The organism is Hymenobacter sp. HD11105 (assembly GCF_054051685.1).
The window spans coordinates 524,653-550,576 of sequence record NZ_JBSWBR010000004.1 but is presented as its reverse complement, the minus strand read 5'-3'; the positions used below and the strand labels follow the sequence as shown (position 1 = coordinate 550,576).

General features: G+C 57.7%; 37 protein-coding genes. 4 read left to right on the top strand and 33 right to left on the bottom strand.

The genetic code is table 11. The features are described 5' to 3' along the window. Positions 1–103 precede the first annotated feature (103 nt). The gene (locus ACW9KT_RS15615) at positions 104–388 is read left to right on the top strand and encodes a hypothetical protein (RefSeq protein WP_457082017.1); all 285 of its coding nucleotides are present in this window, start codon (positions 104–106) and stop codon (positions 386–388) included. Next, positions 385–834 (top strand): hypothetical protein, encoded by a 450-nt coding sequence (locus tag ACW9KT_RS15610; protein WP_457082016.1) that lies wholly within the window; start codon positions 385–387, stop codon positions 832–834. Before ACW9KT_RS15615 ends, ACW9KT_RS15610 begins: the two co-directional genes overlap by 4 nt. Here ACW9KT_RS15610 and ACW9KT_RS15605 read toward each other — a convergent pair. The 12 genes from ACW9KT_RS15605 to ACW9KT_RS15550 form a co-directional block, all read right to left on the bottom strand. Further along, the gene (locus tag ACW9KT_RS15605; RefSeq protein WP_457082014.1) at positions 831–3,743 is read right to left on the bottom strand and encodes a phage tail tape measure protein; all 2,913 of its coding nucleotides are present in this window, start codon (positions 3,741–3,743) and stop codon (positions 831–833) included. The two genes, ACW9KT_RS15610 and ACW9KT_RS15605, sit on opposite strands and share 4 nt — an antisense overlap. A gap of 18 nt (positions 3,744–3,761) precedes the next feature. Further along, positions 3,762–3,986, bottom strand: a complete 225-nt coding sequence (locus ACW9KT_RS15600) for a hypothetical protein (RefSeq protein WP_457082012.1) — start codon at positions 3,984–3,986, stop codon at positions 3,762–3,764. 113 nt (positions 3,987–4,099) lie between these two features. Next, positions 4,100–4,483 carry a hypothetical protein gene (locus tag ACW9KT_RS15595; RefSeq protein ID WP_457082011.1) on the bottom strand — a complete coding sequence of 128 codons (384 nt, stop codon included), beginning with the start codon at positions 4,481–4,483 and terminating at the stop codon, positions 4,100–4,102. Positions 4,484–4,556: 73 nt separating this feature from the next. Beyond that, positions 4,557–5,030: a hypothetical protein gene (locus tag ACW9KT_RS15590; RefSeq protein ID WP_457082009.1), complete on the bottom strand. Its 474-nt coding sequence runs from the start codon at positions 5,028–5,030 to the stop codon at positions 4,557–4,559. A 5-nt stretch (positions 5,031–5,035) separates the two neighbouring features. Continuing rightward, on the bottom strand, positions 5,036–5,410 hold the full coding sequence (gp17, locus tag ACW9KT_RS15585) for a tail completion protein gp17 (RefSeq protein WP_457082007.1): 375 nt from the start codon (positions 5,408–5,410) through the stop codon (positions 5,036–5,038). Next, positions 5,410–5,904, bottom strand: a complete 495-nt coding sequence (locus ACW9KT_RS15580) for an HK97-gp10 family putative phage morphogenesis protein (protein WP_457082005.1) — start codon at positions 5,902–5,904, stop codon at positions 5,410–5,412. Before ACW9KT_RS15580 ends, gp17 begins: the two co-directional genes overlap by 1 nt. Further along, complete coding sequence (locus tag ACW9KT_RS15575) at positions 5,904–6,320, bottom strand: head-tail adaptor protein (protein WP_457082003.1); 417 nt, start codon at positions 6,318–6,320, stop codon at positions 5,904–5,906. The genes ACW9KT_RS15580 and ACW9KT_RS15575 overlap by 1 nt, the downstream gene beginning before the upstream one ends. After that, positions 6,317–6,892 (bottom strand): head-tail connector protein, encoded by a 576-nt coding sequence (locus ACW9KT_RS15570; RefSeq protein WP_457082001.1) that lies wholly within the window; start codon positions 6,890–6,892, stop codon positions 6,317–6,319. The genes ACW9KT_RS15575 and ACW9KT_RS15570 overlap by 4 nt, the downstream gene beginning before the upstream one ends. 6 nt (positions 6,893–6,898) lie before the next feature. Continuing rightward, positions 6,899–7,132 carry a hypothetical protein gene (locus ACW9KT_RS15565; RefSeq protein WP_457081999.1) on the bottom strand — a complete coding sequence of 78 codons (234 nt, stop codon included), beginning with the start codon at positions 7,130–7,132 and terminating at the stop codon, positions 6,899–6,901. 90 nt (positions 7,133–7,222) lie between these two features. Next, positions 7,223–8,530: a phage major capsid protein gene (locus tag ACW9KT_RS15560; RefSeq protein WP_457081997.1), complete on the bottom strand. Its 1,308-nt coding sequence runs from the start codon at positions 8,528–8,530 to the stop codon at positions 7,223–7,225. A 22-nt stretch (positions 8,531–8,552) separates the two neighbouring features. Next, complete coding sequence (locus ACW9KT_RS15555) at positions 8,553–9,185, bottom strand: HK97 family phage prohead protease (protein WP_457081995.1); 633 nt, start codon at positions 9,183–9,185, stop codon at positions 8,553–8,555. Next, a complete protein-coding gene (locus ACW9KT_RS15550; protein ID WP_457081993.1) occupies positions 9,160–10,476 on the bottom strand; it encodes a phage portal protein in 1,317 nt (438 codons plus the stop codon). The genes ACW9KT_RS15555 and ACW9KT_RS15550 overlap by 26 nt, the downstream gene beginning before the upstream one ends. 203 nt (positions 10,477–10,679) lie before the next feature. Between ACW9KT_RS15550 and ACW9KT_RS15545 the strand changes: the two genes are divergently transcribed. After that, complete coding sequence (locus tag ACW9KT_RS15545) at positions 10,680–11,060, top strand: hypothetical protein (RefSeq protein WP_457081992.1); 381 nt, start codon at positions 10,680–10,682, stop codon at positions 11,058–11,060. 512 nt (positions 11,061–11,572) lie between these two features. Here ACW9KT_RS15545 and ACW9KT_RS15540 read toward each other — a convergent pair. From ACW9KT_RS15540 to ACW9KT_RS15440, 21 genes are all read right to left on the bottom strand, one after another. After that, the gene (locus ACW9KT_RS15540; RefSeq protein ID WP_457081990.1) at positions 11,573–13,384 is read right to left on the bottom strand and encodes a terminase large subunit; all 1,812 of its coding nucleotides are present in this window, start codon (positions 13,382–13,384) and stop codon (positions 11,573–11,575) included. Beyond that, on the bottom strand, positions 13,381–13,860 hold the full coding sequence (locus ACW9KT_RS15535) for a phage terminase small subunit P27 family (protein ID WP_457081988.1): 480 nt from the start codon (positions 13,858–13,860) through the stop codon (positions 13,381–13,383). The genes ACW9KT_RS15540 and ACW9KT_RS15535 overlap by 4 nt, the downstream gene beginning before the upstream one ends. 2 nt (positions 13,861–13,862) lie before the next feature. Continuing rightward, positions 13,863–14,162, bottom strand: a complete 300-nt coding sequence (locus ACW9KT_RS15530) for an Acb2/Tad1 domain-containing protein (RefSeq protein WP_457081986.1) — start codon at positions 14,160–14,162, stop codon at positions 13,863–13,865. Positions 14,163–14,342: 180 nt separating this feature from the next. Next, entirely contained in the window at positions 14,343–14,489 is a 147-nt protein-coding gene (locus ACW9KT_RS15525) for an HNH endonuclease (protein WP_457082053.1), read from the bottom strand. After that, positions 14,461–15,150, bottom strand: a complete 690-nt coding sequence (locus tag ACW9KT_RS15520) for a hypothetical protein (protein WP_457082055.1) — start codon at positions 15,148–15,150, stop codon at positions 14,461–14,463. Before ACW9KT_RS15520 ends, ACW9KT_RS15525 begins: the two co-directional genes overlap by 29 nt. A 71-nt stretch (positions 15,151–15,221) precedes the next feature. Next, on the bottom strand, positions 15,222–15,404 hold the full coding sequence (locus tag ACW9KT_RS15515; protein ID WP_457081984.1) for a hypothetical protein: 183 nt from the start codon (positions 15,402–15,404) through the stop codon (positions 15,222–15,224). A 54-nt stretch (positions 15,405–15,458) separates the two neighbouring features. After that, positions 15,459–15,842 carry a VRR-NUC domain-containing protein gene (locus tag ACW9KT_RS15510; RefSeq protein ID WP_457081982.1) on the bottom strand — a complete coding sequence of 128 codons (384 nt, stop codon included), beginning with the start codon at positions 15,840–15,842 and terminating at the stop codon, positions 15,459–15,461. A gap of 185 nt (positions 15,843–16,027) precedes the next feature. After that, complete coding sequence (locus tag ACW9KT_RS15505) at positions 16,028–18,496, bottom strand: BT4734/BF3469 family protein (RefSeq protein ID WP_457081981.1); 2,469 nt, start codon at positions 18,494–18,496, stop codon at positions 16,028–16,030. Further along, positions 18,493–18,675 (bottom strand): hypothetical protein, encoded by a 183-nt coding sequence (locus tag ACW9KT_RS15500; protein WP_457081979.1) that lies wholly within the window; start codon positions 18,673–18,675, stop codon positions 18,493–18,495. The genes ACW9KT_RS15505 and ACW9KT_RS15500 overlap by 4 nt, the downstream gene beginning before the upstream one ends. Next, the gene (locus ACW9KT_RS15495; protein ID WP_457081977.1) at positions 18,672–20,102 is read right to left on the bottom strand and encodes a DEAD/DEAH box helicase; all 1,431 of its coding nucleotides are present in this window, start codon (positions 20,100–20,102) and stop codon (positions 18,672–18,674) included. The genes ACW9KT_RS15500 and ACW9KT_RS15495 overlap by 4 nt, the downstream gene beginning before the upstream one ends. Next, positions 20,095–20,646 carry a hypothetical protein gene (locus ACW9KT_RS15490; RefSeq protein WP_457081975.1) on the bottom strand — a complete coding sequence of 184 codons (552 nt, stop codon included), beginning with the start codon at positions 20,644–20,646 and terminating at the stop codon, positions 20,095–20,097. Before ACW9KT_RS15490 ends, ACW9KT_RS15495 begins: the two co-directional genes overlap by 8 nt. A gap of 2 nt (positions 20,647–20,648) precedes the next feature. Continuing rightward, positions 20,649–21,095 (bottom strand): hypothetical protein, encoded by a 447-nt coding sequence (locus ACW9KT_RS15485; RefSeq protein WP_457081974.1) that lies wholly within the window; start codon positions 21,093–21,095, stop codon positions 20,649–20,651. Between the two features lies 1 nt (position 21,096). Continuing rightward, complete coding sequence (gene dnaN / locus ACW9KT_RS15480; protein ID WP_457081972.1) at positions 21,097–22,230, bottom strand: DNA polymerase III subunit beta; 1,134 nt, start codon at positions 22,228–22,230, stop codon at positions 21,097–21,099. Positions 22,231–22,237: 7 nt separating this feature from the next. Further along, positions 22,238–22,468, bottom strand: a complete 231-nt coding sequence (locus tag ACW9KT_RS15475) for a hypothetical protein (protein ID WP_457081970.1) — start codon at positions 22,466–22,468, stop codon at positions 22,238–22,240. 45 nt (positions 22,469–22,513) lie between these two features. Then, entirely contained in the window at positions 22,514–22,759 is a 246-nt protein-coding gene (locus ACW9KT_RS15470) for a hypothetical protein (RefSeq protein WP_457081968.1), read from the bottom strand. A 99-nt stretch (positions 22,760–22,858) separates the two neighbouring features. Next, the gene (locus ACW9KT_RS15465; RefSeq protein WP_457081966.1) at positions 22,859–23,512 is read right to left on the bottom strand and encodes a hypothetical protein; all 654 of its coding nucleotides are present in this window, start codon (positions 23,510–23,512) and stop codon (positions 22,859–22,861) included. Between the two features lie 62 nt (positions 23,513–23,574). After that, positions 23,575–23,748: a hypothetical protein gene (locus ACW9KT_RS15460; RefSeq protein ID WP_457081964.1), complete on the bottom strand. Its 174-nt coding sequence runs from the start codon at positions 23,746–23,748 to the stop codon at positions 23,575–23,577. A 36-nt stretch (positions 23,749–23,784) separates the two neighbouring features. Then, positions 23,785–24,090, bottom strand: a complete 306-nt coding sequence (locus ACW9KT_RS15455; RefSeq protein ID WP_457081962.1) for a hypothetical protein — start codon at positions 24,088–24,090, stop codon at positions 23,785–23,787. Between the two features lie 102 nt (positions 24,091–24,192). After that, on the bottom strand, positions 24,193–24,432 hold the full coding sequence (locus tag ACW9KT_RS15450; RefSeq protein WP_457081960.1) for a hypothetical protein: 240 nt from the start codon (positions 24,430–24,432) through the stop codon (positions 24,193–24,195). Between the two features lie 4 nt (positions 24,433–24,436). Further along, positions 24,437–24,784, bottom strand: a complete 348-nt coding sequence (locus ACW9KT_RS15445) for a hypothetical protein (protein ID WP_457081958.1) — start codon at positions 24,782–24,784, stop codon at positions 24,437–24,439. Between the two features lie 78 nt (positions 24,785–24,862). Continuing rightward, positions 24,863–25,033: a hypothetical protein gene (locus tag ACW9KT_RS15440; RefSeq protein ID WP_457081956.1), complete on the bottom strand. Its 171-nt coding sequence runs from the start codon at positions 25,031–25,033 to the stop codon at positions 24,863–24,865. Positions 25,034–25,162: 129 nt separating this feature from the next. Between ACW9KT_RS15440 and ACW9KT_RS15435 the strand changes: the two genes are divergently transcribed. After that, positions 25,163–25,894 (top strand): LexA family transcriptional regulator, encoded by a 732-nt coding sequence (locus ACW9KT_RS15435; protein ID WP_457081954.1) that lies wholly within the window; start codon positions 25,163–25,165, stop codon positions 25,892–25,894. The last annotated feature ends 30 nt before the right edge of the window (positions 25,895–25,924 follow it).

The window sequence follows — 25,924 nt, the reverse complement described above, 5'->3', positions numbered from 1 at the left end:
TATCAACGCCATCGTCCACCAAAGCTACCGGGCAGGGTTGCCCTCGCAGGGGGTGAACAGTGGGTTTTGGTAGAGCAAACAAAAGGGTATTATCTTGGAGGCTATGAAAACTATTCCTCTCTCTTCTGGCGAAAAGCCAGCCGCTACGTTTGCGGTGGAACTGCCTGTAGCCAGCACTCAGGCTTTGCTGTATGCATTAAGTCAAGCTGTAATTAAGCAGCAAGCCCAAATTGACCTCCTAATAGCGACCACCTCTGTTATACTTTCTGAGCAGACGAATACTCCCCTTGCTGATATCGAAGCAAAGGGACTAGAAATGCTACTGGAAAATATGAAGCAAGCCAACGAAGAGTTTAGTCGTGTTATCAAATCTGTTGATAAACGATGAAACTACTAGCCCTACTATTCGCCCTATTATGCAGCTTTGCCTCGTTGGCGCAAACAAACCAAACGGCCCCGTTCAAGGGGGCAAATGTGATTGTTATTCAAACCTCGGATAGCGCCCATATAGCCTTGAAAAAGCTAACTGTTGCTTTTGCAGAACATGATTACGTTATAGAACCAAGCAATTCAGAGATAATTGCTTTGACTTCTAAACCCAGGTCGCTGCCCGGCAATGCTATGCCTGTTGTAACCGTTATGGCTACAGCGACGCAAGGAGGAATAGCTATACGTAGTCAGTACACAGTAACGATGTTAGGCGCAGGCACCTCTACTGGAACCGGGCAATATACAGGGTGCGAGAAGTGTCCCAATAAATTAGTGTTTCGCGAAGGAGAGACTGTAGCGAAAAGCTACCCTAGCGCACAAGGCATACGTTACGAAAAGCGCTAAGGCCCTACCACCCGACCAAACCGGTCTGTGCTATAAGCGACCATTGCGCGGAACTGGGCCGGGCTAATATCGAGTACCATGCGAAGGGTTTTTTCCATCGCCGCCTGCCCCTGAGGGGCTAGCGCGGTGGGCCGCGCAGCAGCTGGAGCAAGCGTGCGCGGTGCGGGAGGAGCAAGACTACCGCCGCCGGTGATTTTTCCTAGGTTAGCGGCGCTGCTTTTAGCAACGGAGCTGGCCACGCCGGCCAGCGCCACCAGACCAATACCCGCCGCAATAGCGGCTGGGCCACCCGCAGGACCGGAAGCAAAGAGCTTATCCAAGCCCAGCTTACCGATACCAATAGCAATGAGCTGCTTACCAAAGGTGCCCATAAAGCCAGCGATAGATTGCAGGATGCTGCTGAATAGCCCTTTGAAGGCATCGCCAGCGGAGGAAACGCCGGTAATGATATCGCCAAAGGCCGTCGCAAACTGTAACCCAACGTCTGCCAACAAAGGGGCTACGGCGGAATTCATCTGCTCCAGCAAGCCTTCCATGCCGGTGTTAAATTCTATCTGCGACTGAATGGCGGCGAGCTGCGCGGGCTGAAGCGAGGCGATGGCAGCCTGGTATGCGGCCGCGGCTTCTTTCGCCTTCTCGGCATAGGAGGTATCGACTGTCAGCGCCTTTGGCAGTGTGGTATCCAGCTTGAGCGGGTTATCTAGGCGAACCTTGCCGATATCCCCATCTTCTGCCTGCTTGGCCGCAATGCGCGCCGCAAACTTTTCATACTCCGTTTCTAGCCCGTTGAGCTGGTTAACAAAGGCACTGACTACTTTGCTATTCGGGGCAAAACCCGCAGCCAGCAAGTCAGGGATTCCCCCACTCAAAATCTTTATCTGATCCTTTATAGGATCAAAATTGACACCCGCCTTTACTTCATTATCGATCTGTTTAAGGCCGTCCCGAATTTTGTCGAGGGCCTTGGTCATTTCATCGCTGGCGCCGGTACCTCCTGTTTTGACAAGGGTTTTATTTAACTCATCGACCTCCTTTTTCGTCTTTTCCACGACGGGCGCAATGCCCTTGAGTTCATCAATCAATCCGCCGACGCCTTTGCGCTGGAATCGCAACTCCTCCAGCTTGGCTTGCAGGTTCGTGATTTCTTCCGCCGTGAGGGGCACAAAGCCGCCGCCCGACTCGTCGAAGAAAGGCTTGACCAACTTGCCGTTCTGGAAATTCTTCAGCGCATTCTGAGCGCCATTTATTTCACCAGTTAGGCGCGCATACTCCTCCCGCTGCTCTTTGAGGTCCTTTTTGTTTTTGATCGCTAGAATAGCCCGCTGCTGCTCAACAAAGCGACGAGCAGCATCCGAGCTGATATCCATGGCCTTGCCGTAGGCATCGAACTGGGTGATGGCAGTGGGGATCTGCTCGCCTACTTTCTGCACGATGCTGCGCAACTCCTCCTGCTCTTTCTTGGTCAGGCTGGTTTTAGCTTTCAGCTCATCGTAGCGCGTGAGCAAGGGGTTGATGCCTTTTTCCAGCGCCTGAAATGCAGTCTGCTGCTCTTTAAAAGAGCCGGCTGTTTCCCTGCTGGAGGCAGCAACAGCGGCCACTGATAAGGCTAGGACGCCAAACGCGGCCACGGCGATACCAACCGGCCCCGCCAGCAAACTAAAGCCGGCAGTCAATGCCGGCAGTGCGACACCTAGCGAGCCCACCGCCACTAGTACCGGACCTACGGCCGCGACCAGGGCGCCGAACGCAACCCCAGCTCGCAGAATACCAGGGTCTAACTGCGCCAGCGAGCTGAGTATCTCAGCCCCCATTTTGGCGATCTTGGTGCCCAGTTCCAAAATGCCACTCTTGGACAACGCGATCTGAAAGCCTTCGAAGGCACTTTTAAGTGCTTCCTTAGCTCCTACAAATCCTTTGTTGAGAATACCACCCTGGGCCGCCGCATTTACTTTGTCAATGCTGGCAGCCATCTTATCGAAGCCCTCGGCACCATCTTTAGCTAAGAGCAGCGCCGTGCGGATGGAGTCGGCCCCAAAAATTTGGGTTCCTAACTGCGTGCGCTGCTGATCGCTAAGGCCTTTAAAAGCCTTTTGCAACTCGCCGGCGATTTCACGTAGCGGCTTCATCTTGCCCTGGGCATCAAAAAACTTGAGCCCTAATTTCTCCATGGCGGCGGCAGCCTCTTTGCTCTGAGGTACCAACCGCTGGATGAACGTCTTAAAGCTGGTGCCAGCATCTGAGCCGGAGCTAAAGCCAGAGGCGGTGATAGCCAGCGCCGTATTGAAATCCTCAAACTGGACGCCTAGCTGCCCGGCAACGCCTCCCGCCTGCCCCAAGGCATCCTTATACGCATCGATAGTAAGCTTACTGGCCAGGGTAGTTCCGGTGATGCTGTTTACCAGACCCGGCAGCTCAGCGGCTGTTCGGTTGAAGTTCTGGAGTACATCGGTAGCAATATCGGCCGACGTGGCCAGCGTGCTCCCCGTCGCCGTCGCCAAATTCACGCTTGCGTCGGCCGCCCCATTGAGAATGTCGGCGGTCGAGGCGCCATTCTTCGACAGGTTTTCAATAGCGGCAGCCGCCTCAGTAGCCGAAAATTTGAGCTTGGGGTCCAAGGCAATATTCTCGGCTTTCTTTTTCAGCTCCGCCAGTTCCTTGCCCGAGGCCTGGGTGGCCGCCTCTACCCGGTTGAAGGCTGCCTCAAAGTTGCCTCCTACGACCCCTGCCGATACCGCCAGCGCCGCTAGGGGTGCCGAGATGGCCACAGTCATTGTCTTGCCAACGTCCTTCATGGCCTCGCCTGCCTGCACTACGCCGCGCAGCTCCCGCTTGGCAGCGGCCATTTTTGCTTTGAATTCTGTTATCTCAGCACCAACTACGACGGAGACGCTGGCTAAAATATTGGCCACAGGAGTAAGGGTATAGAGTTAAAGTAGATCTGCGTCCATTGCATCCATGCGCGCTTCCTGCTCCGCCTGCTCTTCGGGCGTAAGCGGAACGGGCGGCACAAAGGGCGGATCCTTGCGCATCGGCCAAATCTCTTCGGGCTCATAGCCTGGGTGATCGGGCGCGCGGTTGATGTTGGCAATCAAGCTGGCCAGCTTGCGGATAGGCTCCTCCTGATCTTCGAGCCGGCGGAAGTAGCCGCGCACCATGCGGTAATAAGCGGCGGGCGTCAGCTCATCAAATACATCGGGCAGCAGTTGCAGCTCGCCAAAGGCAAAGTCTTCAATTTCCTCCCAGGTGGAGGGCGCTTTGGGCTCGGCTACTGCGCCGCTTTGCTCAACGTCGCCCGGTTCGGGTTTCCCAGTGCCATTGCCCCCAGCATCGTGCTCTGCACCAAGTCCCAGTCGCCCTGGTACATCTCGTCAATCCAGTCTCCCAGCATTTCTGGGGAGAAATCTTCGGGCAGATTGTTCTCGTTTTTGCGCACCTGTAGGCCGCAATAGGCCATGTCACGTAAGGCGCCAATAAGATCTTGGGAAAGCTGCTCGCTAAAGTCGCCGGGCAAATCCTTATGCAAACGAGCATAGGCGCTCAGCGTATTCATGCCAAACTTAAACGTGCGCATTTCGCCACCAATTTCAACAGTGATCACACCGCGGCGGGTATTTACTTCAGGAGCAGGAGTAGACTTGGAAGCTTTCATAAAAAGGGATAGAAGGTGCTAAAGGAGGCAAGCTGAATTCCCTACCCAGCGCACCAGGTAGGGAATCAGGAGCTTAGCCAGCAGGAACTAAAGATTTAGTGAGCGGACCGTCTCCACGAAAGGTGGTGGCGAACTTGCCAATCTCCTTGGTGGTGCCCGACAGGCCATTTTTGGTGAAAAAGATTCTGCCGCTGTAGCGGGCACTGCCTTCCACTGTGCCCAGCGTGAAGCGCAGGAGCAGCTTGCGGCCACCCAGCTGCATGTCGAGCAGGTTTTCGCTGGAAATGTTAGCGTCGGCATCCGCGCCCGTGATCTGGCGCATGGCGCCATTGATAGCACCAGTCCAATCCACGGCGCCGGGCTCGAATTGCTTGAAGCTCACACCGGTTTCCTCGTCCGAGTCGTCGCAGGTCGAGACCTCAATCTCTTCCGTGTTCACGTCTACGCTCACATCATCAGCGCAACGAATACGTGTGTAGGTGCCCGAGCCAGCAGTTTTCTCTAAGTATATGCCGACGTCTTTGCCTTTAATGTTGGTCTTTGCCATAATGGTTAACTAGTAAGAGGGTTGGGAAAATCAAGGAGGTAATCGTGGTGGCGGCTGTAGAGGTCCGCCGGGTTATCGAAGCCATCGATTTCCTGATCGAACTCGATGTAGATCTCGCCCTCTTCGTAGCCGTGCAGGGCCCGGCGCACAGCGCGGGCCAACTGGGTAAGCACCTCGTAGGAGGAGGCATAGAGCGTGAGCTGGTAGCGCAGCCGATCGTAGCCATCGCAGCGGCCGGGCACGCAGGAAATCTGCTGGTAAATGATAGCTGGGCGCGCCAGCCCTTGCGCCAGGCGCAGGGGCTGAATGCGCTGGGCCACGAGGGCGGCCACGGCGGCATTCTCTTTTAATAGCTTAAAAATGAGTTGGCCCGGCTCCATTAGAACTTGATGTTTTTAAAGCCTGTGGCGATGATTTCCGCTACTTCGTCTTTGATGATTTGCACAGTCTGCCCATTCTTGGCATCGAAAGCTGGCCGCATAAAGGGCTGGGCCGCCGTACCGGGATGGTTGACGCCGGCGTAGGCACTACCGCCATAGCTTAGGGCCTTGCCGTTAATGGGCTTGATGCGGTGGGGCGCGGTGCCGTATTCGAGCAAATGGCCGTGGTAGCCCTTGAAGCCCCCACCGCGGCGCGGGCCTACGTAGACCTGCATGCCTTTGCCCCGGCCCCGGCCGTTTATGGCCCCGATGGAGCGGGTCAGATCACCCGTCACGTCGGCATTGGAGGCCAACCGACGGGCTTCCTCGACCATGGGCTTTGCTCCTTTTTTGAGGATGCCCAGCACGGTTTGCGGCCCCAGGCGGCCGGGCAGCGCGTCGAGCACTTGCCCCAGCTCCTTGAAACCCTTAAACTGAAAACTGTTCTTAGCCATTAGCTGAGGGCGAAATCAAACGTGTAAGTGCCGAAGCCTCCCGAGGGAGCATTGACGGGGGGCAAAGCGGATTCAGGTACCTGGCCCCGGCTCACGGCCCGCAGCAGCAGGCCTTGCTTGCGGCCGATTTCATTGACAGCGAGCAGCTGGTAGACCTGCCCCTGGTAGATGACCAGCCAGGAGGCCTGCACGTCGCGGCGAAAGCGGATGGTCATTAGCTCGCGCTGCAGCTGCACTCGCTGCTCAGCCTCGAATACTTCCTGCTGGCCCTGGCTCGTGTCGGCGCGCAGCCCGCCCGACACCGTGGCCACCAGCGCATACTGCGTCAGCTGCGGGGCCGTAGCCCCAAAGCTGTCCGGGGGCTGAGGCACGGGCCGCAGCAAGTCAAAGCGCCGGTCGAGCAGGCCTAAGGTCATAGCACGGGCTCGCGAATCAGGTTCATCAGGTAAGTGGCCGTCAGCGGAATCGACTGCATGCGCAGGGCCGTTTCCACCGGCTGGCGCGAATCGTACCAGTGGCGCACCATGAACTTGAGCCACTGCTTCACGATTTCGGGCACTGCTTCAGCCGATGCGTAGCCGGCCGTGTAGTACACGCGCACGGCCTCGGCAAAGCCGGGCTGCGAGGCGGGTAGCGGCCGCTGGTGCACGTAGAGCACGTCGGGCCGAAACTCACCCAGGGCGTAGGCGCTGGCTTCCAGCTCCACGGCTGGCGTGCCGGCAGCGGGCGTGTAGGCCACTTTGCTCACGGCGCCCACGGGCTGGCGCAGGCCATCGAGTTGAGAACCGAAAGCGGGCCACACGCTGATGTAGGAGGCCTGCATGAGCGCCTGATTGCTTTCCGCCTCAAACGCTTCGCCCGCCGCCCGAATCAGGGCCGTCAGGTAGTCATTGTCTTCGTCGCCATCCACCTGGCAGTGGGCTTTCGCCTCTACCAGGGTCAGGGCCAGGAGCACGGGCAGCGTCAGGCGCTTGGTCAGGGCGTACATCGCAGCTTAGGCTTTTTCAGCGAAACCACCCACAATCAAGGTCTCGGCAAACCGCGCGGGCAGCTCGCCTTCCTCTCCGGGGAAATAACCATAGGACGGATGCGAGCGAAGGAATTTAACCTTCGTCAATTCGTCCGCCGGTGCGGGGGGCACCGTGGGCGTAATCGTCGGCGCAGCACTAGCGTTTTCCGTTACTGGCGGCGCAGTAGCCGTTTGAAGCTTGGTAGTTGACTTTCCCATAAAACACAAGAGAAATGGATGGTTTGGCACCTAAAAGGCCCCGACTGCACGAGTGGCAGCCGGGGCTTTTTAGCACCTAATGGGGTTTGCTTAAGCAACCAAGGCGTCTTTCATGGCCGCGAACGACTGGGCGTTGCGGATGGCCTCGTCGAAGAAAGTCCAGGCGTTGATGCGGATCAGGCCAGCCTTATCCTTGGCGTAGGGGTTCACCAGGAACTCGATACCACCCCACTGACCCATGAGCAGGTCGCGGAAGTTGCCGTAGATCAAGGCCGAAGCCACAGCGTTGGCCGTGCCCTTGGTCAGGTTGCTCGGCACCTGGGTGCTCACGGCGGCGCGGTAGCCGTTCAGTGGGCTTTCGCCGGCTTCCCACACGGGCTGGCCATTCGAGCCTTCAAACTTCTGGGTTGTCTTGAGCTTACCGCGCACCTTGGGGTTGGTGAGGTAGCCCAGCGTGCCGTAGTCAGCGTTGGCAGCGGCTACGGCCGTTTCCAGCGCTACGATGTTCTCCCAAGTAGGAGCAGCACCGTTAGCGCCACCCACGACTGAACCGATGCCAGCCTCATTGAGGATAGCCCTGATGGCCGATAGATCCATCACGCTGGCAATCTGGAAAGCCAGATCATCGCGCAGCATGGCTTCTACCGAGGCAGAGGTTTGCACCAGCAGCTGGCGCGATACTTCCGTGAACACGGGCAAGCGGCGGGGTGACAAGCTCACCTTCCCGATCGTTGGGCTGGATTCGTTGGAATCTTCGTTTTCACCCTTTTCAGCGGCGTTGTCGTTCGGGATGAACTTGGGGAAGTCCACGTTACCCACCAGGCCGTCGAGCATGGTTGCGCCCATCTGGCCCATCACGAGGCGAGCGCGCAGGCGCTCAATAAAGGAGCCGATGTTGGTGGCGATGGCCATGCCGCCCTGATCACCAGCGACGGTGGTCTGACCGGTAGCGGTCATCGCGCGCTGGCCTAAGCCGGCACCGGCGAGCACGGACTGAGGAATGAGCAAGTTGCCCTGAATGTTCAAGCCCGCGGCGCGGTACTGGCGCTCGGCTTCTTGGTGCATCTCGCCCTCGATGCCGTCCAGGGGACGGTCATTCAATTTAGAGTTGATGGCGCGCAAAAACGAGTAGCTGTTTAGATCGCGCTGATCCTGGGTAGAACCACCGTGACGAACGGCCTCCGACGAAGAGCCGGCGTTGATGGCGCGCACGTCTTCGATTTCTTTGGCGCGGGCGATTTTCACGTCCAGCTCTTTTACTTCTTTGGTCAAGGCGTCGAAGCGCTGCTCTTCCGCCTCCGTCAGCTCCCGCTTCTCGGTTTCGGCGGCATCAGTCAGGGCGCGGGCTTCGCCAAGCTTTTTGGCGCGGTCTTCCGTTAGTTCTTTGAACTTTTTCATGGGAAAATGGGGAGGTGAGAAATTAAAAGGTGAGGAGAGTAAGCTGGCGTTGACGCACCGATAAGGGCACACAGGGCGTTACCAGTGGAATGATATTTTCTTGGAAAGCTTCGAGGCTGCGCTTAGCGGCTGAGCTGTCGGCGTAGGCTGGATCCGTGACGGGGCACACATCGGCTACGCGGCTGATTTTCTTCACCGTGCGCACCCACAGGTTGCCGGCTTCGGATTCTTCCAGCACCCAGTCATCGCCGCCCGCGGCCACGCGAAAGGCAAAGGAGGAGCCGACCACGTCGCCGCGCATGATTTTGCGCATCACCCGCACGTGGTCCGGATCCAGCGCGTCGTAGGCTATCTCGTAGTCCAGCCCGCCGTCGGCGTTGCGCGTGAGCTGAAGGGTGCCCGAGCTCACCCGGCCCAGCAGCGTGTCGCGGTTGTGGTTGAAGACGCCAATGCAGTCCGACGTGTCGGCCTCATCAAGGGCCTCCTTGGCGATGATTTCCACGAAGCCGCCCAGATTCTTGGAGCGCACGCCGCAGACAATGGCCTGCCCGGTAAAGTGGGTGGGCGTGCCGTCAGCAGCCAGGCGCAGCTCGACCTTGCCACCTTCTAAAAAGCGTCTTTCCTCGCCGCTAGGCAGCGTTGGGTTCTTTTTCATGTCCTCTTTTAGTGGCAGGCTTGAGCAGTACTTTTTCCAGTAAATCGGTGGGCACCATGTTCAGGGGCACGTAGCGGCGGTCGCCGTCGGGCACGTGGTCGATATCCTCCATGTCGCAGATATCGTTGGGGCTGAGCACCCCGGCCTGGAACAGATCCTTGTAGAACTGGCCCCGCGCGGCCACGTCGCCGCGCAGCAGCGCCGTCGTGTTGTGCTTGATGGAGTAAGTGAGCTTCTGATCTTCGCGCAGCAGCTTGCACTCTACTTCCTGCTCAAAGCGCTCCAGCCAGGGGCCGATGGTGTCCGTGACGAACTCCAGACCCTGGTGCTCGATGTTGTTGTTGGTGGAGCGGGTCAGGATACCAATCTTGTGCTGGGGCACGCGGAAGCCGCGGGCGATGTGGATATCCTGCACGTCGCGGGTTTGCAGAAACTGCGCGTCCGCCGGCGGCATGCCGATGCGGTTATACTTCATGCCCTCGTCGAGGATGACCGTACTGTGCGAGTTTTTCAGCCCGCTGTATTGGCTGTTGAATTGGGCGCGCAGCTTTTCCAGCGCTTCTTTGCTGAGCTTATTGGGGTGCTCAATGGCGCCCCCGACGTTTGCCCCGTTGTTGTAGAAGTTGGAGCCGTACTGCTGGGCCGAAAGACCTAGGCCGAAGTTGTCGCGCATGACGCTCAGCACCGAGCGGCCCGTCACGCCGTTGAAGCCCAGCCCGGCTACGTGCAGCATTTCGTAGCTGTGGCGGGGCTTGGCTTCGCCCAGGATCTGGTAGTAGAGCTCGCCCAAATATTCAATCACGGTGACGTTGCGCGGGTGCACCCAGTGCAGGCCGATGGGGCGCAGCAGGGCATCAAACTCAATGATGGCGTAGGCGTTGCCCCACAGGCAGCACGTAGCGATCATGATCTCGCGAAAGTTGAAAGCCGTCTGGCGCGGGTTGGGCTTCTTTTGCAGCAGCCGGTAGGCGGGGTGCTCAATGGCCTTGCGCTTGCCTCCCTTACCCGTGTCTTCGAGCACGAACAGTGGCAACTGGGCCACCGACTCGGCAATCACGCGAATGCAGGCCCAGACGGCCGAGAGCGTCACGGCCGAATTTTCATTCACCGCAATGCCGCTGCTAGTAGCCGCCGTCAGGTGCCCGCCGGCATCGAGCCAGGCCATAAAGCCCGCATCGGCCGAGTCGTAGCCGCCGGCCCCGACCTGCGTAATGGCGCCGGCCGGTTGGTTCGGGTCGCCTTGCAGCGACTGAGGAGCAGATTTACGGGAGAGAAAGTCGAACAGACCCACGGGCTATGCTTGCTAAGTGGAAGCAAAGTACCCGCAGCGCTGAGCCTAATTCTAGTAAGTCAATCCCTATTGGTAGAGCAAACCATAAAGCACTAGTCGGCTATGTAAATGCGCTAAAATTCAGTGGTAGCACCGATGCTTGGAGGAGAACAAATTGCTTGATTCACTTCCAGTCAGGCAATTTATTATAGATGACTATGACAATGATGCTTACTCATTTGCTGCTACTGCTACAGGCAGGAGACTCTGCTGCCAGTGCAATCCCAAAGGCCCAAGTGCCGACCAATAGCGGCCCCCCAGTCCTGCCTGTTCCCAGTCATATTGAAATTTCTTTATCTGAACAGGTACTGTACTTCGGTTTCTTTTTGATCATTATCGAAGCCCTGTTAATCAAAATAAGGAACATAGAGGACAGTCATGCCCTGCGCTTAATCACCGTAACGCTCATCATCACTAGTATCCTTTTCTTAACGACTGCAGGTTATGGAGATCGCCAGTTAGCGCCTGCAACGGGGCTACTGGGAACGATCGCGGGCTACTTATTGGGCAGGAATAGTAATCAACCGTCAACACCACATGCATGAAAACCTTCTTCCGTTTTCTACTATTTACATGCCTATTTCAAGGAGGATACATAGCGGCATATGGCCAGGGTGATCGCGGTAGGGATCGACCTGAGCGACCTGAGCGACCTGAGCGAGATTTGCCAGAGCGTAATTCGCCAGAGCGTAATATGCCAGGGCGTAATAGACCAGAGCCTATTATGCGAGCACCACCGCCACCGCCACCGCCACCGCAAATACCAGAGGAGAGCATGAAATACAAAGTGTGTCTTCAGAACAATTCCTCAGTTCCAGCTCAATTTTCGTTGAGCTTTACCCAGCAAAGCTGGGGGAGTTTTTATATACCCATAAATCAAAAAGTTTGCTACGACAGCTTCCTTGGAAGTCAGGTTTTCGACACTTTATACATCTATGTGGCCAACCGTGTCTACACACTTACCAGAGGCAGATCATACCAACTGTATATGACGGCAAATGGCTTTCAGGTTGCAACAATGGAGTAAAGTCAATACTACATAACCGCTACAAGGCACCTACAAAAACACGAGATCTTCCTCCTCATACTTGCTAGGGCCTTCTTTGACGTCTGTCATGTACTCGCCCAGCGCCATCACTAGGGCTACCATGCCGTCGACTTTATCCTTGGCTTTGCCCTTGTCGATCTTGATGTTGCCGGCCGCGTCGCGCTGCAGTACTACGTTGCCGTTCATCCAGCTAAGCACCTCATTGCCGCCGTGGTGAATCATGCCCTCCAGCACCAGGCGCTCCAGCTCTTTCGTGGGCGAGCCCATGGAAATAAAGCCCTGCCCAAAAGGCGACATGGCAATGCCTTCAGCCGTCAGATCAATCACGAGCTGTGAGGAGTTGTAGCGGTCGTAGCCGATGCGCTGCACCTGGTACAGTTCGCAGAACTCCAGCACGTGGGCTTTGATAAAGTTGTAGTCGGTGACGTTGCCGGGCGTGGCGAACATCAGCCCCTGCTCCACCCACTGGCGATAAGGCACCCCGTCTTTTTTGGTGCGCTCCTCCACCGTGTCGGCCGGTATCCAGTAGAAGTGCAGGGTTTCAAAGCTGCCATCCGGGTTGGGAAACAGCAGTTCCAGCGCGCAGATATCGCGCACCGAAGCTAGGTCCAGCCCCCCGTAGCAGCTCCGGCCCGCTAGCTCCTCGACCGGTACCGCCGTGGCCCCCAGGGCCCAGAGCTCGGCCGGCAGCCAGGTCTCGGCCGAGTCGGTCCACAGATTCAGGTGCTTGGTTTTAAAGTTCACCTGCAAAGAGGGGGTGCGCACGGCATCCAGGTACTGCTCGCGCAAATACGCCAGGCCCACCGACACGCCCAGGTTGGGGTTAGCTTTCACCCAGCAGCTCTCATCGTTCCAGTCATCGAGCTCCTCGTCGAGCGAGAAGATGATGGCAAAGTAGTGGTCGGCTTCAAACACGCCTTCCAGGATGCTCACGCAGGATTTGCGCAGCTGGGCGCAGGGGCCGAGCTTGTTGAAGCCGGCGGTGGTGATGATGGTGAGCAGGGGCTGGGTGCGGGCCCCGGTAGCTGATTTTAAGACACCATACAGCTCATCGTTGGGGTGGGCGTGGTACTCGTCGATGATGATGCCGTGCGGATTCAGGCCGTCCTCCGTCTTGGCATCAGCCGACATCGGAACCATTTTCGAGAGCGTGGCTGGGGCAAAAATGCTGTGCTGCTGCACCTTGATGCTGCGGGCCAGGGCCGTGGACTTACGGGCCATGTTCTGGGCGTCGCCAAAGACAATGCGGGCCTGCTCTTTCTTGGTAGCCGCCGTGTAAATCTCCGCGCCGGCTTCGCCATCAGCCACGAGCAGCTGCAAGCCCACGCCCGAGCTGAACGTGGACTTACCATTTTTGCGGGCTACTTCCGTGTAGGACTCGCGAAAGCGGCGGGTGCCATCGGCCCGTTTCCAGCCAAAAACGGAGGCAATAATAAACTGCTGCCAGGGCTCCAGCGTCAGGGGCTGGCCAGCCCACTTGCCTTTGTTGTGGGTAAGAAACGAGTAGAACTTGACGGCCGCACCCGCTACTTTTTCACTGAAAAACAGGCCCCGTTCGTGGCCGTTTTCCAGGTCTCGCAGGTGGCGCTCGCAGGCCAGGCGCACGTACTTGCCCACCCGCATGGGCAGCTCACGCAGGGAAGCGCGGTGCACCTCGGCTTTGCGCTGCAGGGCCGCGATCTGATCGGCGTGCTGCTCCCGATCTTTTTCCAGCGAGCGGATGCGCAGCAGAATCGGGCGTAGCTTTTCCTGCACCCCGGCTTCGATGGTGCCGTAGTGCACGGCATCGTGGGCGTACTGGTGCCAGGGGGCGAGGCTCATCCTTTCATATCCTCCATCATCTGGGCAAAGGGATCCTTTCCCTCTTTCTCCCCAATAGCCGACACCTTACTCCGACTCGCCGGCGTCAACCCAAACTCCACCAGCATGCGCATAGCTCGCTTCCAGGCATCGCTGGCAATGGCTACCTCCGGCCGGGGCCGCATGATAAAGCCGTGCTCGGTCATCGCTTTGTAGGTACGACCCGACTTGAGCACCACCTTGCGCGCACCGACCCACTCGGCCAGCGCGTCGGTGAGCAGCATCAGGGCCGGGCCTTCCGCCGCCGTGACCAGCTTCATGCTCAGCAGCACGGCGCCAATCTCGCCCCAGTACTCTTTAGCAGCAGGACTCAGCCAGGCCGGCGGCAGGGGCAGCGCCACGTCGGGCACCGGCTCCTGCTCATTGGTGCGGCAGGGCTGATCCGTGCCTGCCAGCTTCTTAAGCGAGGTGGGTTTGCGGGGGCGTCCTCCGGCCATGGCTACGCGTGGGGCGTACCTTCCACGCCCCGGATTTGTCGATTTTTACTCCGGAGCTCCAACCACATTAAGCCCTCCTCAAATTTGGTGATGGCCAGCGCCGTTTCCCGGCTCGGCAGCTTGGCTGATTGCACCCGTAAGCGGTCGAGCAGGGCCTCAATTACTTCCTCATTGGTGGTACCATCCTGTACCGTGACGAACTGACCATCAATCATTTGCTTTTGAATAAACTGCAGCGTCTGCGGCTGCCCACCTTCGAGGCTTTTTAACTCATAGGTATGGCCGGGCGTGATCGTCGTCATGGGGTAGCAGAGGGAGAATAATGGGAAATGGGGAAAAGAACTTTTGGGGTTGAGTTATGCACGCGCGTCTCTGAGGGGAGGGACTACGGTTATCGCCACATAGGGCCGGAGGATTTTGACCCCCTACCCCCTAGGGCTGTTTCCAGCCTCTGGGGGCACTTTTTATAGCAAAATGTGCCTCTATTGGCTGGAATCGCGGTTTTTGTGACGTCTGCTATGGCCTTCTTTGGCACTCTTGCGGGCATGGCAGGGATTGCACAGGGGTTGCAGGTTGCTGGCCTCAAAGAAGTCCCCATCCTCACGCACAGGCTTGATATGATCCACCATTTGGGCAGCTACGACCTTGCCCTGGGCATGACAGGTGCGGCACAGTGGTTCGGCCTTGAGGATGAGCAGCCGCAGCTTGCGCCAGGCAGGGCTGTCGTAGAGCTTGGTACGTACTACCGGCGCCTGATACTCCCGCTTGAGGGGGGCAGGCTGCCAGGGTCTGGGGGGTGAGCTTTTGGGCAGGCTGGGCATCAAAGCAGGGAGCAAGGGGGTAGTAACCGGGCACGAGGGGCGCCTCATCGAGCAGCTTGAGCGTGAGGCGCGATAGGAGCTCACCCGGGAGCTTACCCTTGAAGTGCTTCGGCGAAAGCGTATAGCGCATCTCGAACTGGGGCAGCTTACAGCCCAGGATGCTGAGCGTAGCCAGGGGCGTTAGGGGGCGCACATCCAAATGCCATTTGCCCCCATTGCGGGCCCTGGGAGGTACCAGCTCAATGCACTGTCCTTGCTTGAGGCCCAGGGCTCTACTTAGATCCTTCGTCAGGTAGACTTTACCCTTAGGGCACACGCTGAGCGTGAGCGGGGGGCGAACAGCACTGGGGGCTTCTACCACCTGGATAGAGACCGTTACGAGGGAGCGAAGCAAGTTGGACTCTATCACGAAGCTAACCGGTTTGGTGCGAGCTATGGGTAGAGCAAACTTGAGGCTAGTGGAATGCAAAAGCCACAAAAGGATAGTTAAAAGTTAATGCACAGATATTGTACAAATCAGCTAACACACAACTAACCTGCCTAGCTGCCCGTATGGCCGCGCTTCTTTAGCTCGGGGTGGGCATTGATAAAGTACTTCAGACTGCCGACAGTGCGGCCTAGGGCGCGGGCGCAGCTCGTGGCGCTGCTATGCCCATAGTGGCGGCGCAGGTAGTGATAGTCGGAGCGGGAATAAGGACGGCGGCGGGTAGCAGCAGGCGACATAGGGTAGCTGTTTGACAGTGGCAGGTTGTTTTGGTAGCGGATTGGGTTGAGTGCTTAAGCGAGGTAATTGGTCAGGTGGTGCTGGTACTCAGCTTCAGTTCGAACGACTTCCACTTGGTAGCCCTGAGCCCTGAGCTGCTCGATGCGTTTGACCTGCCACTTATCGAGGGTGTTGTGGCCCACCTTAAACTCGATATACAAGCCATGAAAGCCGTGACGAGCGACGGCCAGAAACCAGTCGGGTATTCCTTTGACCAGACCGCGCGCCACGTCCTGAGCAGCCTGGATCTGATTCTTTGCCCCGTCGTTGTGGTTCATGTAGCCCAGGCCCCGCAGTGCTGGGTAGGTTTGATTGAAGAACAAGTGACACTTGGCTTGCAGGCCTGATTCGGAGAGTTGAGGAGCCTCGATTAGGGGTAGGAAGGTAGAAGTAGCCATTTTGTACTTAAATGATTAATAGTTGAGTATTTCTAGCATTCTGGCACGAATGGCACGAACGATCCTATTTCTCTCCCTATCTCTCTGTTTTTTAACATTCTTATATTGATCATATAGGAATGTTTATAAATAGAAATACTAGCCGGGAAATAGAGGGCTTCGTGCCATTCGTGCCAAAACCGCCCTTATTCTCTCACGGTAAAACGCACATCGACGTCGCGCTCAGTGGGCAGAAAACCGGCCGTCTGACGCTGCTCATGGTATTCCAGGCCCATGTAATAAGCCCAGTCCTTAAGCCAGCCATTGAAGCGCCGGAGGCTGCACATCTTTTCGTCGAAGCCAGCCACCTCACGGAAAGCGAGCCAGCGCCCCCGGCGCGGGTGCCACTCATCATTGGGCAAATAGGCCTCTGCGAAGTCAGCAAACTCCTCAGCCGTTTTTTGGATTAATTTGCGGCGGTTCAAATTGATGGGTGCCGCTTTACGGATACCTCCCGACAGATAGCGCTGCGCACAACGCAACATCAGGTTGTCGAACAGCATCCACTCCTCCGTGTCCCACTCGTCGAAAAGCTCGTGGCCGAACTCATCCCGGGGGGTGCGACCAGGGCCGAAATAGCTGGCCACCTCCACTTCGACCTTCCGGCCCTCGTGGCTCGCCCCTTCACCGACGAGCGTGTCATTCGTGTTGATCAGCAACTTGGGCACATCGTGGAAGTCGAGGTACTGCTGCTGGCCTCCTTTGGTCTCCACCTCCATGCCGGTGGTGATGATGGAAAACAGCTTTTCGAAAGGCAGCTTCTTAGCATCAAGGTCATCGAGCACCATAACTTCGGTATCGTGACGGATGCGTTGCCAGGCGAACTGACGGTTGATATCGAAGTTCTTACCATCGTGCTTGACCACCGTGCGCAGCTTTTCCAGGGCCTGCACCAGCAAACCTTTACCGGTGCGGCCGGCAGCACCACCTCGGGTGATGGCTTCGTCGCAGAGTACGACGGCGTAGCACTCGGTGCGGGAGCGGTGGCGGTGGAGCAAGTAACCCAGAGCGCTGGCCAGCGAGTCGAGCCGGTCAGCACTACCCGCAGTGATGCAGCTCAGGTAGCGGCCGAACTCACCATAGCTGCTGAGCGCTTCGCCCTGAGGCGTGAGCAGGTTGTAGCCGGTGAAGTCGCGGTCAATGCGCTGCGCTGCCCAGATCCGGCCTGGTAGCTCACTATAAGGCCGGGGCGTAACCGACTTCGCCTTTACCTCTACCCAGACGTTACGAAAGAAGAAGAAGGCGCTTTGCTTGGTATCACGCACAAAGGCGTCACCGACCGCCGGCAAAAATTCAAAGGTGCCCTCCTCAAAAAGCTGACGGTGCTGCTTTTGGATGGCATCTTCCAGCACAATGCGAAACACCCCGTCAAACTCAAAGGGCAGCGTGGCCACGTAGTCGGTCACGTGCTTTTTGATCTCTGCCCGGCTCACCTCCGTCACGACGTTGCTGGCCACGTGCACCGGCACGTAGGCTTTCCCTTGGCGATGCAAGGCGAAACCCTCATCCGCCAGCCAGCTGATATACTTCGGGCGGTTGATCAGCAGCGTGTAGGTATCCTCCTCCTGGCGCTTGCCTTCCTTGTAGATAACATCCCAGAAGGTGAGCAGCTCCCGTTCCTCCTCCGCATAAATGGCCTCCACGGCAAAGCGTACCGCCTCAGCCGGCACGCCCTGGGTGGCCACCAGGCGCTGCACCACGCCGTCGGCGGGCACGTCATCCTTGCGCATTTTCCGCACGCTGTACTGGAGCTGTTCGGGCAGGATGGGCTTGAGCTGCCCGGCCTCGATGCCATCCTCGATCGTCTTCCAGGCATTTTTGGCGTCCGTGACTTCGCGGCAGCCGATGGCCTGGCGCAGCTGCTGGCGTACCTCGTCGGCCGAGAGGAAGCCCGAACCGATGTAGCCCCCGCACAGGAAAGCCATTTTGTTCAGGGTGTGGTGCTTCTGCCCATCGACGGCCCCCAGAATTTTATTGACGGCCGTGCGCAGCGCGGCCTGGCCATAGCCTTCCCCATTGCGCGACGGCTGCCAGCTGGTGGCCGGCATCGCACGGGGCGGCACTGGTGCCGGCTCCTCGAGGGATTCCTCGAAGGTGGCCGAGTCGGGATTATAGAACAGGTTCGGGTCGTAGCTCACGAAGCGTGGGCGCGACACGTCAGGCAAGCTATCCACCCTTAGTTGATAAGCCTGTTGATAATATGCTTCCAGGGCACGAAAGCTGCCGTTATGATCCTCCGTGGGGATGCGCACGATGACGCACAGCCCGGCGCCACTAATGGAGGTGAAGCAGGCGAAAGTGTAGGAGTCCGCTTCAATAGCGGCGCGCACCTTCGCCAGGTCCTGGCCTTCATTGGGGGCACTGTCCACGTCCAGGGCAATCAGGCCGCTGTGGGCTTTCAGGCCCGCATCGCTGCGCTTGGTGAAGGTGCCTGATACGGTAAAATAGGGCACGCGCTTCTTGGCTTCGCGCTGCTCGGTCTTGGTATCGCAGCGCCGCACGAGCTCCACCTGCTCCTGCCACTGACCTTCCTGGATGCCGGCCAGCACCGCGTCGATAGTCATATCGGTGCCGCCAGTAGTAGTATTGATATTGGGATAGATCGAGACCATCATGATGGGCGCTTGGAGAGTTCAGCTTCGATGCGGGCCAGCAGGTCGGCATCGGCAGAGGAGAAGGTGAAGCGGTTGGGGGTGCGTTGGTGATTGAGCTTGCGGGCGCGCAGGAAATGAGCCTGCTCCTTTAGTGTCTTGGTCGACCAGGCCGCAGGACGAGTAATTAGGGTCAGCGTCATGCGGCCTGGCTCAGCTCCCGCTGGCGTTGCAGTTGATGATATACCCAGCCCGGCTTATGCCCCATCAGGTGGGCGTACTCACGCAGCTCAGCCTCGCTCATGCTAATCCAGGCCTTGCGCAGGTGAACCGGTACTTCGGGCTTCGGCGCCTTCAGTTTGACTGTCGCCGGCAGGAAGGACGTGAGCTCCATAAATTCTTCCTGCTTGAGCTCCTGGCTGGCGGAGCTGAAGAAGTGCCCACAACCGCACTCGCGGACGTTGAGCAGGTGCAGCTCCTCACACATCGGGCAGGACTTCATGGGCGGGGCACCTTTCGCCCCACCGCCTTTTTTGCGGTCCGCTGTCATCTCCAGCGCGTGCTCCTCGGGATGCTCCACCGGCCCAAACTCCCGGACGTTGCCCCCCTGATCGATCACGAGGCAGCAATCCTTGCCCGGGGCCGGGCGCAGGCCGCGACCTACCATTTGCAGATAAAGCGCTTTCGACTTGGTTTTGCGGTTGAGCAGCACGCACTCAATAGCCGGCAAATCGAAGCCTTCCGTGAGCAGGTTCACGTTGCAGAGCACGTCGAACTCCGCATTCCGGAATCGCTTAAGCAGGCTTTCGCGCTCGGCCCGGGGCGTCTCGCCATCGACGTGATAGCAGCTGATGCCGGCGGCACGAAAGGCCTCCATAGTCTTCTGGCTGTGCTCCACGTTGATGTTAAAAACGATAGCGCGGGTGCCATTGGCAAAGCGCTGGTAGTTGCTCACTACGCCGGCGTACAACTCCCGCTGGTCGAACTTTAAGTAGAGCGCCTTCTGGTCGTAGTCGCCGGCGATGGTCTTCACGTCATCGGTTTTGGGCTCCAGATCCTTGGGGGTACCGAAGTAGCGCACCGGCGTCAGGTAGCCCTGCTTTTGCAGTTCCGGAATACCGATGGGCGCTACGATGGCATCATACACATCACCCAGGCCGCGGCCATCGAGGCGGTAAGGAGTAGCGGTCAGACCAATAGTGATGGTGTTGGGGTAGCGCTCAAGCAGCTTGAGAAAGGAAGGACTCACGGAGTGGTGAGCCTCATCGACGAGGATAATTTTTGCGGCGGGTAGCTCCCGTTTGAGCAGGGTCTGAATGCTGGCCACCTGCACCATCTGCCGACGATTGGGGCGGGTATTGGCCATGATGATGCCGGCACTGATGCCGAAGCCGGAGCGCCGGCAGCTGATGCGCTCGTAGGCCTGGTCGACGAGCTCCTTGCGGTGGGCCATCCACAGCACGGAGTGGCCGTTGGCCGTGGCCCCATGAATGATGGAGCCGCCGATGGTGGTCTTGCCGCCGCCGGTGGGCACCACCACCAGGATCCGGCGCTTGCCGGCCTTGATGGCGGTGCGCACCTCGTCGATCACCTGGAGCTGGTAGGGGCGTAAAGTTGGGAGGCTAGACATGAGTGCCTCCTTCCTGCGTGAGAGATGGCACCGGTTTAAGACGCTGATCAAAATTCTGCAGGGCAGCCAGGGCCACAGCAGCTACTTCTACCAATTCTTTGCGGTAAGCCTGAGGATTGGCCCTGGGGTGGTTAGCATCATCAAACTGCATTTCCACGCATTCTTTGGCCACTTCGCCCACCTCTTCAGATAAGATCAAAAACCATTCGAATGGCGGACGATTTTGCGGACCAAACTTATTAAGCTGTCGAACTCGCTCTATAAGGATGTCTTTGATAATGGGAGCATGCAGAAAGCGCATATTCTCTACTTGCTCATCCACAGGCCACACACTCGCATCAATCAGCTGGCTCAGCTTCTCATAAGCAGCCTTGTATTGATCGCGCTCCAGTTCCAGCTCATTATAAGGCGCTTGGTCCTCCACCGTAGCCAGCACCCGATCAAGGGCTGCCAGATTGATGCAGTTGGGGACTTGCCCGGTAGCCAGGCTGCGCAGCGTCAGCAAGGCCTGCATGGGGGTCATCATGGTTTGTAGCGTACCCATATTTAGAAGAGGAGGAGCTGGTTAGGATTGGACTGAGGCTGGAGGTCCGCACTGCGCACGGGCTTCCGGATGTATTGGTGAGGCTTCAGGTTCAGGGCCACGCCCAGGGAGCGCAGCTCATCGACGAGCCTGGCCATGTCGTGCAGATCCTGAGCGCTGAGCCGGCTCACCACGTCGGAGTAGGAATCGGGCACCTGCCAGGACTGCAGGCTGTCCATGATGGCCGGGATATCCTCGGCATCGTAGAGCACCAGGCGCACGTTGCTCAGGTCGTACTGGTCTTCGTGGCAGCCCGTGGCCCCCTCCACTTTGGGGAACTGCACCTGCACCCGCATGTCTTCACCAATGACATTATAAGGCAGGCCCATGAGGCGACCCCGCCCGTGGGCAGGGTTCTCGATTTCGACGTTGGCCATTAGGTAGCGGCCCAGGATTTGGATATCAGCCATGCTACACGTAGTTGTTAAGCATGACAGGCATCACCAGCATCAGCACATTTTCCTCATCCTCACCAGCGACAGGCGAGAAAAGGCCGGCCCGGTTGGGGGTGCTCAGGGCCAGTGACACTTGTATCGAGTCCAGGCTGGATAGTACCTCCTGAAAGAAGCGGGCATTAAAGCCTATCTCGAATTCCTCCCCATCGTACTGGCAGGCTAGCTTCTCGCTGGCTTCTCTGTTGAAGTCCAGATCCTCTGCCGACACGGTAAGCTCCGAAGCAGTCAGGCGCAACCTGATCTGATGCGTCGTTCTGTTGGAATAAATGTTCAGGCGCCGCACCGTGTTGAGCAGATCCAGCCGATTGAGCTGCAAGGTGTTCGGATTCGAGACCGGAATCACATTCTCGTAATCCGGGTAGCGCTCGTCGACGAGCCGGCACACTAGGCGAATCTGGTGAAAGCTGAAGATGGCGTTAGTGCTATTGAACTCTACCTTAACCACAGTCTCCTCAGTGCCCAGCGCTCCTTTAAGCAGTCCACAGGCCTTGCGCGGAATGATAACGTTGGCGTTGCGGCTGCTCGTAATATCGGTGCGCTGGTAGCGAATCAGGCGGTGGCCATCGGTGGCCACGAACGTGAGCTGGGTCGGGTACACCTGCACCAGGATACCAGTCATGGCAGGCCGCAGCTCATCGTAGCTAACCGCGAACAAGGTCTTGCTCAGCGCCCGGGCCAGAGCCGACGAAGGAATCTCCAGCGGCTCGGAACCCTTCACCACTGGCACGCGGGGAAAGTCAGTTGCCGACTGACAGGCGAGCTTGTAGCGACCGTTGGAGGTGGCTAGCACGGCGGTATTCTCCTCTTCATTGAGGGTGAAGGTGATGGGCTGATCGGGCAAGCTCTTCAGCGTGTCGAGCAGGACGCGTGCCGGCACGGTGATGCTGCACTCGGTCTTTGCCTCCACGGCCAGCGAGGTGGTGATACTGGTTTCCAGGTCGGAAGCCGTGATGGTGAGCTTGCTGCTCTTAATATCGAAGAGCAGGTTATCCAGGATGGGCACCACCGGATTGCTCGTGATGGCCGGGTTGACTTCTTTGACGGCCCGCAGCAGGGCACTCGACGAAACAATAAATTTATGAGTAGCCATGATCGGGTTAGCCTAGGGAGTTTTCAGTGGAAGAGACAGAGGGGGTAGCGGGCTGGGCATCCTGGAATGCCGGCACTGGCCTAGTGGCCGTGCAGTCGAGCAGCAGGCAGGCCAGGCAGGTGAGCATGACCAGCAGGAAGAGCCGGCGGCGGTCACCAGCGATCTTCTTTTTGCGGGCTTTGCCAGCGTGCTTCTGCTCGCGGGCATACTGGACGTGGGAAGCGAGTTGACTACTCATTATCTTTGGGGTGTTGAAGAGTTAAAAAATGGCGGCGTGTCGTTCCTAGGCGACATGCCGCTTTTGCGTTTGCGCCACCCAGCAGAAGCTGGGCAGGCAGAATTCCTGGGTAGTGGGGTTGTGCTCCAGCCAGCCCGCGCGGGTAGCGCCGGCAACTAATCCCTGAGCCGTGAGCGTCGCCTGCGTCGCCTTGCGCTTCTGCTTCACTGCCCGCTCCGCGCCGGCCATCGTGTACCAAGTGTCGAGCTGAAAAAAAGACTGGAGCAGGTCGGCAAAACGGGCAGGAGACATTCTTCACGGAATAGTTAAATCAGAAACTGTAGGCACTAAAAAGCCCGCCCAGAGGGCGCCCTGGGCGGGCTTTATTGCTCAAGTGAAAGAGGATGGAGGCTAGAAAGGCAACTGTTCGTCACCCTCCTCCACGGCTACTGGTGCCGGTTTTGGGGCGGGCTGGGCTTTGGGCTTTGCAGACTCACGAGGCAGAGGCGCTTGGCCTGAGGGGCTGGCCATCGACTGCTCTACTGCTCCAAAAGGGTCGCCACCGTTGAGCAGAGCATCAAGGGTGATGGGCGTAGCATTGAAAGCAGTTTTTACTTCCTCGCTAACTGGCTTCGGTACCACCGGTGTGACGGCGTATTTGGTCTCCAGCCCTTTGCCTGACTTGCCAATTTTCAGGTCGTAGTTCTTGGGGTGGCCCCAGTCCTCATCGCGGCTCAGCTCAGCCAATGCATTTTTGATTTGAGTCTGGGTCACTTCCAGAATCTGCATTTCCTGGGTGCCGTAGTTGTAGACCTTCATCGCCCAAAACTCCTTAGGGCGCTCGGTGCGGCCATTGTTGTCGCCAGCGCGCATATCGGCAGGGCATGCGCCCGGATTCAGCGCTGAGCGGACGGGCTTGTTATCCGTGCTCCAGTACACCCAACCAATAACGGGATTGGAGAGGATGCGCAGACGATTCTCGCCGTCCTGCAGCTTGGTGTAATTGCCGCCGGCTGGTTTCGGGGCTTCGTAATTGGTGGGGAGGAAGGATAAAGAAGCAGACATAAGAGAAAGGAAAAAAGGGTTGGAGAAATGGGCGAAACTGCCCGGTGAAAAGCGTGAATGGATTAAGCGGCTGCTGCCTGCTGCTGCACCTTCTGCCAGGCCTGCTCTACTTTCTGGGCAGCCAGCTCCTGCACCAGCACCAGGGGAATGCCCAGGGCCAGGCAGGCGCGCTGCAGGGTCAGCTCGGCGGCGCGGGTTTGATTGTAGGCAGTGATGGCAGATTGGGTGGCTTGCATAGCAGATAGCGGTTGAGAAGTGAAAGGGTAGGGGAGTTAGGCGGCGTTGGATTTGTCCCCGAACCAATCCCGGATGGCTTGCTCGGTGACGAGGTATTTCGAGCCGGCCTTGCGGTGGCGGATTCCGCCGTTGCACTCGGCCAGGTTCAGGTACTTGAGCAGGGAGGTGCGGCCCATCTTCATGCGGCCCTCCAATTCTTCCAGGGTATAGACCTGACTCAGCGCGGCCTGCTCAGCATCTTCCTTGGCCCGCTGGGCAGCGGCTGCGGCGATCACTTTCGCCTCTTGCGGGTCGGAAAGCTTCAGGGCGACAGTGCCATCGGGGAGAAAAGTGACGTGCATAAAAGGCGTGCAGTGAAAAGTTCTGGTAACTTGGCGCCCGAAAGAGGGCTATCCCTTGCAGCGAGTCGCTTCTTACTTGGCAGTAGGGCGGCTCGCTTTTTTTTATGCGCAGGCGTTGAGCTGAATGACTTTGCAGGTCTTACCGATGCGGTTCTCCTGCTCGCCTTCCAGCAGCTCGTATAGCTCTTCCTCCAGATCCGGATACTTTTTGCTGAGCGTGGCCTGAATGGCGTTGAAGTTTTCCAGCGGGTGAATCTCCAGCAGGGCCGAGCACAGCACGGCGTTGGCGATGGGCCGCTCGGCCGGATTGACTGGGTTCGTGGGCTTGGGTAGCGTCAGCATCTGCTTAGGCGGCTAAGAGGGTGGACGTTTCGTTTTCCACCACCACGAAGCCGTGCGGATCTAGGAAGCGCAGCACGGCCGTTTCCGCCACCACGTGTTTTCCCCCCAGCTTGCGGGTCGAAAGCTCGCCGCTCGTGATGAGCTGATAGCACTTCACTTTGCCGATGCCCAGACGCTTGCTCAGGCGGTCGTCATAGCCCAGCCCGGGCGTCTGCTTATCGGAAAGAATGTAGCGGCGGGTAAGCACCTGCGCGCGGGCCAGGGCATACGCCTGGCGATCCAGCAGCGACGCATCCTCCACCGTCTCGGGTGTGAGGTTGATTCCGGTGGAGGAAGAGTAAGAGACTTTCATACTTGGCAGTAGGGTTGAAAGAGGGTGAAGAAAAAAGATGAAAAACTAATCAAAACTTATCAGACTAGACAAAAAAAGTTAGGGAGCTGACGCAGCCCACTTCTCAACTATCTCAGAAACAAGTTCAGGAAGGCTGATCTCAACGTTTTCCTGTAGCCTTCTCCCTTTCTCGCGTTTCAAAGCTGCTTTGGCAGCTTCAGAAAGTTTCGCCTGCACATGGTATGGCTTAGGTGTTGGAGTCTTTTTCATGATGTCATATTCTGAACTGGTGTGACAAACATACTACTCAATATTTATCAATACAAAGAATATCAAGAAATATTATTCCGATATGCTCTATATGAGTTTGTTTTGCATCAGTTATTTCTGAAAAATTCCATGAACCCAGCACCTACCCCCCGTTCTACACAAGCCAGTCGGCTTGCCGATCTCCGGAGACAATCGGGCTTATCTCAGCGTGAAGTGGGAGAGAAGGTAGGAGTTAGCAACCCCCGTATCTCTGCTTATGAAGCAGACGCCAATCTGAAAATTAAAATGCCCGTTTTGCGCAAGCTGGCACAGTTATATAAAACGACAGTCGAGTATATCGAGACGGGTAAGCATCCCGCCACAAGTGTACCAGATAGTAGCGCACCACCTATAAAGTCGGATGTATCCTTTATTCATCCCGCTACTCTTGAGGAGTATTTGATTCTGCCCGCCATCCCAGTCAGGGCGCGGGCTTCATTCGTGGAAATGGCCGGCTCCGGCTCCGACTACGGTGACTTGGAAACTATGCGGGCATACAACCCCAGCTCAGAACTACGAAAGGACGGCAGCATTGCCATTGAAATTGACGGCGACTCCATGGAGCCCCAGCTGCGCAGCGGCATGTGGGTGGCCGCTTACCCCATCGACCCCGGTGACTTTAAGTATGTCAGCTCCGGCGTGTACGTAGTGGACTACGGCAGCTCGCTGGTCATCAAGCGCATCAAGGATAACGACCTGCTCACCAACGGCACCCTTACGCTGCACTCCGATAACGCGCAGGCCGGCAGGGTAGTGATCGAGAGTAACGACATCCGCCGGCTGTGGCGGGTAGTGGACGTGATCCGGGCCCGGGTGATCTAGTTACTCCACTTTCTATTAATAAAAGAACTC